10 protein-coding genes and 2 pseudogenes are annotated in these 9607 nt (G+C 64.2%); 7 read left to right on the top strand and 5 right to left on the bottom strand.

Annotated elements, in window-relative coordinates:
• Positions 1-638: pseudogene (locus BLX41_RS36755) on the bottom strand (serine hydrolase); the annotation flags it as partial.
• A gap of 224 nt (positions 639-862) precedes the next feature.
• Here BLX41_RS36755 and BLX41_RS30155 point away from each other — a divergent pair.
• The 3 genes from BLX41_RS30155 (at position 863) to BLX41_RS30165 (ending at position 3221) form a co-directional block, all read left to right on the top strand.
• Positions 863-1738, top strand: coding sequence for a LysR family transcriptional regulator (locus BLX41_RS30155; protein ID WP_123727824.1), 876 nt, complete (start codon positions 863-865; stop codon positions 1736-1738).
• Between the two features lie 13 nt (positions 1739-1751).
• A complete protein-coding gene (locus tag BLX41_RS30160) occupies positions 1752-2567 on the top strand; it encodes an AraC family transcriptional regulator (protein WP_123727825.1) in 816 nt (271 codons plus the stop codon).
• A gap of 237 nt (positions 2568-2804) precedes the next feature.
• Entirely contained in the window at positions 2805-3221 is a 417-nt protein-coding gene (locus tag BLX41_RS30165) for a hypothetical protein (RefSeq protein WP_123727826.1), read from the top strand.
• A 10-nt stretch (positions 3222-3231) separates the two neighbouring features.
• On the opposite strand, the gene BLX41_RS30170 is transcribed toward BLX41_RS30165, so the two are convergent.
• The 3 genes from BLX41_RS30170 to BLX41_RS30180 form a co-directional block, all read right to left on the bottom strand.
• A complete protein-coding gene (locus BLX41_RS30170) occupies positions 3232-3678 on the bottom strand; it encodes a GNAT family acetyltransferase (protein WP_123727827.1) in 447 nt (148 codons plus the stop codon).
• Between the two features lie 57 nt (positions 3679-3735).
• Positions 3736-4182 carry a hypothetical protein gene (locus tag BLX41_RS30175; protein ID WP_123727828.1) on the bottom strand — a complete coding sequence of 149 codons (447 nt, stop codon included), beginning with the start codon at positions 4180-4182 and terminating at the stop codon, positions 3736-3738.
• An 88-nt stretch (positions 4183-4270) separates the two neighbouring features.
• Entirely contained in the window at positions 4271-4846 is a 576-nt protein-coding gene (locus tag BLX41_RS30180) for an XRE family transcriptional regulator (RefSeq protein ID WP_123727829.1), read from the bottom strand.
• 124 nt (positions 4847-4970) lie between these two features.
• Here BLX41_RS30180 and BLX41_RS33915 point away from each other — a divergent pair, with 124 nt between their 5' ends.
• The 4 genes from BLX41_RS33915 (at position 4971) to BLX41_RS30195 (ending at position 9275) form a co-directional block, all read left to right on the top strand.
• Positions 4971-5123, top strand: coding sequence for a hypothetical protein (locus tag BLX41_RS33915; protein WP_185073866.1), 153 nt, complete (start codon positions 4971-4973; stop codon positions 5121-5123).
• A 94-nt stretch (positions 5124-5217) separates the two neighbouring features.
• Positions 5218-5718, top strand: coding sequence for a sigma-70 family RNA polymerase sigma factor (locus BLX41_RS30185; RefSeq protein ID WP_123727830.1), 501 nt, complete (start codon positions 5218-5220; stop codon positions 5716-5718).
• A gap of 40 nt (positions 5719-5758) precedes the next feature.
• Positions 5759-6742 carry a FecR family protein gene (locus BLX41_RS30190; protein WP_123727831.1) on the top strand — a complete coding sequence of 328 codons (984 nt, stop codon included), beginning with the start codon at positions 5759-5761 and terminating at the stop codon, positions 6740-6742.
• 97 nt (positions 6743-6839) lie between these two features.
• Positions 6840-9275: a TonB-dependent siderophore receptor gene (locus BLX41_RS30195; RefSeq protein ID WP_123727832.1), complete on the top strand. Its 2436-nt coding sequence runs from the start codon at positions 6840-6842 to the stop codon at positions 9273-9275.
• Between the two features lie 146 nt (positions 9276-9421).
• Here BLX41_RS30195 and BLX41_RS36760 read toward each other — a convergent pair.
• Positions 9422-9607: pseudogene (locus tag BLX41_RS36760) on the bottom strand (MFS transporter); the annotation flags it as partial.

The raw sequence follows: 9607 nt of genomic DNA on the forward strand, positions 1-9607 counted from the left end.
CTGTGCTTGAGCCCCAGTTTGGGGAACAGGCTCTTTTCCAGCAGTTGATCGTACGGCTGGCCCAGGCTGCGGGCGGCGAGGTAGCCGAACAGGCCGATGCTGGGGTTGGAGTACAGGCGCTGGGTGCCCGGGCTGAAGGTGGGCTTCCAGGTGTTGTAGTAATCCAGGATCTTGTCTTCGCCCTGGACCTCGTCGGGGAACTGCAGCGGCAGGCCGCCGGCGCTGTAGGTGCCCAACTGCAACAGGCTGATGCCGTCGAAGGCACTGCCGCGCAGGGCCGGCCAGTACTGGCTGGCGTGGTCCTCGAGGTCCAGCTTGCCGCTGGCCTGGGCGTAGCCGGCCAGGGTCGCGCTGAAGGTCTTGCTCACCGAACCCACTTCGAACAGGGTGTCGTTGTCCACCGGCTGTTGATTGTCCTTGGAGGCAATGCCGTAGTTAAAGTAATGTCGCTTGCCGTTGGCGATGATCGCGACCGCCATGCCGGGAATGCCCTGCTGGTGCATCAGCGGGCGGATGGTGGCGTCCACGGTGGTTTTCAGACGGCTGTCCTGGGGGTTCTCGGCCAGGGCGTCGACGCTGCCCAGAAGCAGTACGCAGGCGCTGATGATGCCCAATCCGGTTAAGGTTTTTTGGCGCATGATGGGTGGTTTTCCATGGGTTCTGATTTTTTTGCCGCCTATTCCCAGCGGCTTTTCGGCCTTGGGGTTCTTTGCCGGAACCCCGGAGCGCAGTGCTCGCAAAGTCTTCCCGATCAGGGAGAGCGTGGTCAGCACTGCGCGAGCGAGGCCAATGTAGGCAGTCTGCGCAGGATCGGCAAACGACGATATTTCGCAGGAGCCATTAGAAAAACTAGGGAATGCCCATGCTCCGTCCACATCTGCCCTTGAACGCGCTGCGGGCTTTCGAAGCCTCGGCCCGTCATTTGAGTTTCACCCGTGCCGCCATCGAACTCTGTGTGACCCAGGCGGCGGTCAGCCATCAGGTCAAGAGCCTGGAGGCCCAGCTCAAGGTCACCCTGTTCAAGCGCTTGCCCCGGGGACTGATGCTGACCAGCGAAGGCGAGACCTTGCTGCCGGTGCTGCGGGACTGCTTCGACCGCATCGCCCAGACCCTGGGGCGTTTCGAGGGCGGGCACTACCGCGAAGTGCTGACGGTGGGGGCCGTGGGGACCTTTGCCGTGGGCTGGCTGTTGCCGCGCCTGGGGGATTTCCAGGCGCGCTATCCCTTTGTCGACCTGCGCCTGAGCACCAACAACAACCGTGTCGACGTGGCCGCCGAAGGCCTGGACTACGCCATCCGTTTTGGCACGGGAGCCTGGCACGGCATCGAGGCTCTGGAGTTGTTGCAAGCGCCACTGTCGGTGTTGTGCATACCGCAGATCGCCCGTCAGTTGCACAGCCCTGTGGATCTTCTGGGCCAGACCCTGTTGCGCTCCTATCGCACCGATGAGTGGCCGCAATGGTTCCAGGAGGCCGGGCTGGGCAGCGCCAGTCCCTTGCCCCAGAGCATCGTCTTCGACTCTTCCCTGGGCATGCTCGAAGCGGCGCTGCAAGGCCTGGGGGTGGCCCTGGCACCGCCACTGATGTTCGAACGGCAACTGGCCAGCGGGGCGGTGGTGCAGCCGTTCGAGGTCGGCATTGTCACCGGCAGCTACTGGCTGACGCGTTTGCAGTCCCGGGCCGAAACCGCCGCCATGGGCGCGTTCAAGGCCTGGTTGCTGGAAACTGCAGGTGTCTAGGGGGGAGACGAGGATGTCGGCGTTCAAAGGCCAGGAGCAGGAGCATGACCCGGATGCGATCGCGCGGCCGGTCTGTGCCCTGCGCATTTCAAGCCAGGACAAGCGCTGGGAACGGCCGTGGCACAGCCACCGCAAGGCGCAGTTGCTGTTCCCCCTGTCCGGGGTGCTCAGTTGCGAGAGCGCCGAGGGCCTGTGGCTGGCGCCGCCACAGTGCGCGGTGTGGATTCCCAGCGCCATCGAACACCGGGTCCAGGGGCTGGAGAACGCCCAGGGCTATTGCCTGTTCGTCGAACCCGAGCATGCCCGATCTCTGCCGCTGGCCTGCTGCACCCTGGCGGTGTCGCCGCTGTTGCAGGAGCTGCTGCGACGTTGTGCGCAACTGCCCGTTCTGTATGACCAGCAGGGTGCCGAAGGGCGGTTGATGGCCGTGGCCCTGGACGAGCTGGCTGCTGCGCCCCGGGAGCAGATCCACCTGCCCATGCCCCGGCATGAACAGCTGCGGCGCCTGGCCCAGCAGATTCTCGAACAGCCCGGGCAGCGCCACAGCCTGGAGCATTGGGCGGCGTTGATCGGCCTCAGCGAACGCAGCCTGAGCCGCCTGATCGTGGCCGAGACCGGCCTGAGCTTCGGCCGCTGGCAGCGCCAGTTGCACATCCTCCTGGGGCTCAAGCAATTGGGCCGGGGCGACGCGGTGGAGCGGGTTGCGCTGACCCTGGGTTATGACAGCGCCAGCGCCTTTATCCGCATGTTCAAGAAAGCCGTCGGCCAGCCGCCCGGGCGTTTCTTTGCCGAACGCCGCCATGCCCTGGAAAACGACCAACCCCTGTAGCCGCTGCCAAGCCTGGGAGGCGGCGCAAAGGCCCTGGGGGTTTTGTGTCGAACACCTGCGCTCTGAAGATTGTCGCGGCCGTTGCGCGCTCGTGCGCAGCCTGCGGCAGCGGTTACACCTGGGGCTGTGATCGCTTGGCTGGATTGGTCAATAACTTGTCAATCTCGACTGATGCGGACAGCTCTTTTCAGGAAGATGATAAGCATTCTTGTTTGTCGGTTCTCTTGAGGGGTTCCCATGTACTTCGATCATCAGCATTTTCCTCTGGTCTGGATGCGTCGCGCCGAGGGCGTCGAGCAGCCTGGAAACACTCCTTTCCAGCAATTGGAGGCACTCATGCAGCGCGGTCAGGCCTTTGTCCTGATGAGCGATGCCATGCCTGACCCCGCGCAGCGCAACAGTGTGCAGAGCAAGGAACGGCTCAAGCAGGGTTCGTTGTGGATGAAGCGCAACAAGGCGGCGATCCGCCGCTGGATCAAGGCAATGATCGTCATCGCCCCGGAGCCAGAGGCCCAGGCCGGGGTCGAGGCGTTTGCCGATACCTATGAAAAGTTCTGGGGATATCCGCTGTTGCACAGTGCCTCGCAGCAGGCCGCCGCCGCCATGGCCCAGCAATTGCTGGTCACAGCCCGGGTCAACCAGCACAACTGGTAGGGCTTTGGCTTCAGTGCCGCAGGTGTTCGGGGATGTTGGCGGTGATGACTTTGCCCATGCTGACCCTGGGTTCGACCTGATAGCCCAGGGCCTGGTAGAAACCCTGCACCGCGGCATTGCTGCTGAGGATCTGCAGGTTGATCTTCAGGCAACCGCGGGCCTGCAGGGCCTGTTCGCCATGGCGCACCAGGGCGCAGCCGGTGCCGAGCCGGCGCTGGTGCGGGTCCACCGCCAGGGAGTAGAACCAGCCACGGTGGCCGTCGTATCCGGCCATCGGGGTGCCGATGACTTGCCCTTGGTCCAGGGCGACGAAGAACAGCCCGTCATCCACCGCGAGCTTGCGGTCGATGGCCAGGCCGGGGGTGTTGTGGGCGGTGTCGTAACCGAAGGCGCGGTTCCACAGGTCGATCACCGGCTGACGGTGGAGGGTGTTGCTGTATTCGACGAGTTGAATCATGGCGTGGGCTCGATAAAGGGGTGAGCGCCGGGGCGCGGGTGTGGCCGGTGGCAGGTTTCAGTCCTGGTGGCCGGGCCAGGTTTCGGTGGGGAAATAGGCCTCCAGCCCCGGTTCCTTGTGGTCCACGCCATCCCGGGTCCAGTAGCAGCTCAGGCGCGAGTAGTTGTCCAGGTCACCGCGTACCAGGCAGGTGGCATCGTGCCCCGGCCAGCTGAAACGCAGCACATCGGCCTCGGCCATGTTGGCCCGCTCCACTTTGCCGGTGGCGCTGGTGGTCTTGCCGTCGATGGTCTTGACCAGGGTCAGGGCCTGGTTTTCAAAGCGGATCACCGCGGTGCCGGAGTAGGTCGGCCCGCCATCGGGCTCCTTGCCGATCAGCATGAACTGACCGGGCACCAGGCTGTAGTAGATGTGCAGGTCCTGGTCCTGCTTCGGCGCGGCCTGGGTGGCAAGGCTGGCCAGCAGCAGGCCGAGGAGGGGGGCGCGGCGAGAGGAATACGGCATCGATGCTCACTCCTGTTGAGGCGGGGGGCCATGATTCCAGACTTGGCGTTGCGGATAAATGCCCGGGGCATCCTTGATGCTCTGGCGGTTAGCGGTGTTCGATTACCAGGATCGCCGTGGTGTCGGCCACCAGGGCTTCGAACACATGGGGCAGGTCGGCGCTGTACCGGATGTAGTCGCCGGCCTCCAGGCTCACCGGGCTGTCCGCGGGCCCGGCCAGGGCCCGCCCGCTGCAGATCACCAGGTGTTCCACGGTGCCCGGCAGGTGGGCCCTGGACTGGCGCGGCTGGCCGGGTTGCGTCTTCAGGCGATACAGGTCGCGTTGCGCTCCCGGCGGGCAGTCGTCCAGCAGGGTCGCCGCGTAGTGGGCATCCTCGGCATGGGCGGTGGTGCCTTCGTGGGCGCGGATGACCTTCAACTGATGCGTCGGCTGCTGGAAAAACCGCGTGACCTGCAAACCCATGGCCTGGGCCAGGGCCCACAGGGTTTCGATGCTCGGGTTGCCCAGCCCGGCTTCCAATTGGGACAGGGTGGATTTGGCCACCGCAGCTCGCTTGGCCAGTTCCGAGACGGAGAAGCCGGCGTTCAGGCGCTCGCGCTTGATGGCCATGGCCAGCAGGCCGATGGGCGAAAGGTTGATTGGATCGTTCGTTTTATCGTTCATCTGTCTATTAAATCATCTTTGAATCCCTTGACGCAGATAAATTGCGCTGTTCATTATATCGGCTAAACGTTCGGTATAAATAAAACAAGGGCGCCGAGATGAACAGAATGTACAAGGTGGACTCATGGGCCTGAGCCTGCGCCTGATGGTCATTCCTTACCATGAGATCTACCTGGCCGTGTATTGCCTGGCCCACCTGCAACAGTGCCTGGGAGACTGGTTGGTGGCGGGGCAGACCCACCTGTTCGTTGAGTCGCCGCGCTGGTACAGCCGCTAGCAGCGACCACCGGGCGAGCGGCGGTCAGTGCATCCATTGCATTGCATTAATGCGAAGCATTACTATTCACGCCCCACTTCCCCAGCGCATTGCGATGACAGCCAAGCCGCCCCGCAGACCAGGCTTTTTCGAGCACTACGAAGAGTTGATCGGCACCTGGACCCGGCGCTTGCGCAATCGCCAGCAGGCCGAAGACCTGGCTCACGACACCTTTGTCCGGGTGCTGGAATCCGATGCCGCCACGGTGCAGCAGCCGCGGGCCTACCTGCATCAGACCGCGCGCAATATTGCCGTGGATGCCTTTCGCCGCGAGGACCGGCGCGGGGCCCTGGAGGAACAAGGGGTCCACCTCAGCGTGTCGCCCAGCGGCGACCCGGAGCATTTCATGCACGCGATCCAGCTGGCCGATTCCATCGAACGGGCGCTTGGCGAGTTACCGCTGAACTGTCGCAAGGTGTTTGTCTGGCAGAAGATCGAGGGTCTGACCCAGGCTGAAATCGCCGAGCGCCTGGGGTTGTCAAAAAACATGGTGGAAAAGTATATGATCCGCACCCTGCGGCATCTGCGCGACCGTGTGGACGGGGCGGCCCCATGAGTCGTGGCGATTTTTCACCCTCTGCCAAACAGGAACTTGCATGATGGACAGCCGCGATTGCGCTTGCGGGCAGGCCAGGGTTCGCGATGACGCGGCGCAATGGTTCGTGCGCCTGCAAGAGCCCGACCTGAGCCACGAGCAGCAACAGGATTTCGCCCAGTGGCTGGCCGAGCACCCGCAGCATCAGCATGAGTTGCAATTGCTTGAAACCCTGTGGGCCGCCACCGATCTGCTGCCCAAGGCTCGTCTGCAGGCGTTGTGCGCCACGGCGCCAATCGCGTCCAGACGCCGTCCGCTGCTGCGCTATGGGCTGGCGGCGGCGGTCGCGACCCTGGCCGTTGGCCTGGGGCTATTCAGTGGCCTCAACCAGCCACTCTCCTACAGCGCCGAGTTTTCCACGGCCCTGGGGGAGCGTCGGCATGTGGCCCTGCCAGATGGTTCGCAGATCGATCTCAACAGCCGCAGCCGCTTGCAGGTGCGTTATGCGAAGAACCAGCGCTTGATCGAACTGGACCAGGGCGAAGCCCTGTTCAGCGTTGAACATGACAGTGACCGGCCCTTTGTGGTGGCGGCCGGGCCCGGCACGGTCACGGTGACCGGTACCCGCTTCGATGTGCGTCGGGACGCCACCCAGACCCGGGTAGTGGTGGAGCAGGGACGGGTCAAGGTCCAGGGTCGCGACGCCGCTGCCGATAATTTCATCACCCTGACCCCGGGTCTGGGCACCCATATCGATGAGCGCGGCCGGGTTGCCGCCGCCTATGGGGTCAACCCCGAGGAACTGACGGCCTGGCGCAGCGGCAAGCTGGTGTTCAACAACGCCCGGCTGGCCGAGGTGGTGGCCGAGGTGTCGCGCTACCGCGACCAGCCGTTGCGCATTGCCAGTCCGGCAGTGGGGGAGCTGCGCTTGACCAGCGTGTTCAAGTCCGACGATACCCAAGCCCTGCTCAAGGCCCTGCCCGATATCCTGCCGGTGGCGGTTCGCACCCTGGCCGATGGCAGCCAGGAAATATTTTCCCGTTAGATTCAGGTTTTTTTTCAGTTCATCGTCTTCTTGTCCAACTGCAACTGGTTTGCATTAACAGACGCACCTTTGTGTGATCGACAGGACTGCCGCCGACGTGAAAAAAATCGCCCTTTCTCCCGCCGTATCCCCGTTGCCCGCCCGCCGCTGGCTGCCCCTGGCCTTGGCCCTGGCGGTCGGTGCGGCGCTGCCCCAGGCCTATGCCGGGCAAGCCGCCAGCGCCATCCATATCCAGGCCCAGCCCCTGGGCCAGGCCCTTAGCCAATTGGGCCTGCAGACCTCGTTGCAGGTGTTTTTCAGCCCTGAACTGGTGGCCGGCAAGCAGGCCCCGGCAGTAGACGGCACGCTGTCCGCAGAACAGGCCCTGGGCCAGTTGCTGCAGGGCAGTGGCCTGCAATACCGCATCGACGGCACCTCGGTGACCTTGAGTCCGGCGGCTGCGGCTGCGCTGGAACTGAGGACCAGCAATATCAGCGTGGTGGGCGACTGGCTCGGTGATGCCGATGCCCAGAAGGTGCAGAACCATCCGGGGGCGCGCACGGTGATCCGCCGTGAGGCCATGCAGGAGCAGGGCGCGATGAACGTCGGCGACGTGCTGCGTCGGGTACCGGGGGTGCAAGTGCAGGACGCCAACGGTACCGGCGGCAGTGACATTGCCCTCAACGTTGGCGTGCGCGGTTTGACCTCGCGCCTGTCGCCACGCTCCACGGTGCTGATCGACGGGGTGCCGGCGGCCTTTGCTCCCTACGGCCAGCCACAGTTGTCCATGGCGCCGATCTCCTCGGGCAACCTGGACAGCATCGACGTGGTGCGCGGCGCCGGTTCGGTGCGCTATGGGCCGCAGAACGTCGGTGGGGTGATCAACTTCGTGACCCGGGCGATCCCGGAGAAGGCCACCGGGGAAATCGGCACCACCCTGGAGACCTCCCGACGCGGCGGCTGGAAGCACATCGACACGGCGTTTCTGGGCGGCACTGCAGATAACGGCCTGGGTGTGGCGCTGCTGTATTCCGGGGTCAACGGCAACGGTTATCGCGAGCGCAACAATGGCAACGACATCGACGATGTGATCCTCAAGACCCACTGGGCGCCCACGGACCAGGATGACTTTTCGCTCAACCTGCATTACTACGACGCCACCGCCGACATGCCCGGTGGCCTGACCCAGAAACAGTACGACGCCAGTCCCTACGAGTCCGACCGCGACTGGGACAACTTCAGCGGCCGGCGCAAGGACGTGTCCTTCAAGTACCTGCGGCAGATCGACGACCGCACCCAGTTCGAAGTCCTGACCTACTACTCCGACAGCTTCCGCGGCAGTAACATCGCCGCCCGCGATCAGAAAACCCTGGTGTCCTACCCGCGCACCTACTACACCTTCGGCATCGAGCCGCGCATGTCCCATGTGTTCGACCTCGGGCCCACCACCCAGGAAGTCAGCCTGGGCTATCGCTACCTCAAGGAAGGCATGCACGAAGAGGCCAGCCGTGTGGCCCTGGTGAACAGGCAGCCGGTGCTGACCGCGGACTCCGACGGTCACGTCTACCAGGACCGCACCGGCGGCACCGAGGCCAATGCCTACTACATCGATGACAAGATCGACGTCGGCAACTGGACCATCACCCCGGGAATCCGCTTCGAGGACATCAGCACCAACTGGCACGACCGGCCGGTGCCAGGCACCAATGGCGTGCGGGTCCAGGAAAAGCGCCGCAGCATCGACAGCAACGAGCCGCTGCCGGCCCTGAGCGTGATGTACCACCTGTCCGACGCCTGGAAGCTGTTCGCCAACTACGAGACCTCCTTTGGCAGCCTGCAATACTTCCAGCTGGGCCAGGGCGGCAAGGGCGACCAGACGGCCAACGGCCTGAGCCCGGAAAAGGCCAAGACCTACGAGATCGGTACCCGCTACAACGACGATGTGTGGGGCGGTGAAGTGACCCTGTTCTACATCGACTTCGACGACGAGCTGCAATACATCAGCAACGATGTGGGCTGGACCAACCTGGGTGCCACCAAGCACCAGGGCCTGGAAGCCTCCATGCACTACGACCTGGCCACCCTGGACCCGCGCCTGGATGGCCTGACCGCCAGCGCCGGTTTCACCTACACCCGCGCCAGCTATGAAGGCGAGATTCCCGGCTTCAAGGGGCGCGACCTGCCGTTCTACTCGCGCCAGGTGGCCACTGTCGGACTGCGCTACGACATCGACCGCTGGACCTACAACATCGACGCCTTCGCCCAGTCCAGGCAGCACTCGCCGGGCACCGGGGTGAACGCCAATGGCACCTTCAACGGCAACTACATCACCGACGGCAGTGTCGACGGCCAGTACGGCGACATGCCGGGCTATGTGCTGTGGAACATCCGTGGTGGCTATGACTTCGGACCGCAGCTGTCCAACCTCAAGCTGGGGGCCGGGGTGAAGAACGTCTTCGACCGCCAGTATTTCACCCGTTCCAGCGACAACAACTCGGGGATCTACGTGGGCGCGCCACGGACCTTCTTCGTCCAGGCCAGCGTCGGTTTCTGACCGCCACCGTAGGAGCCGGCTTGCCGGCGAATTTCGAGAGCGGTGCAGGTTCTGGGAGAAGGGCCCTGATCGGCGGCCCTTTCGCTGGCAAGCCAACGCCTACAGAGAGGGGGCGAATCCCTGGTGCAACGCTGTACGTTAGTGGCTCAGACCTTGAGCACCTTGCCGCTGGCGGCCACCGCCAGCAGCAGGACCGCGATCAGGCCGAAGGCTGCGCTCAGGCTGCTGCCATGGGCAATGAAGCCGATCACCGCCGGGCCGGCCAGGATGCCGGCATAACCCAGGGTGGTAATGGCCGGGACGGCAATGCTCTCGGGCATGACGTTCTGCTT

Source organism: Pseudomonas protegens, assembly GCF_003732485.1.
In the GTDB taxonomy this organism is placed as follows: domain Bacteria; phylum Pseudomonadota; class Gammaproteobacteria; order Pseudomonadales; family Pseudomonadaceae; genus Aquipseudomonas; species Aquipseudomonas protegens_B.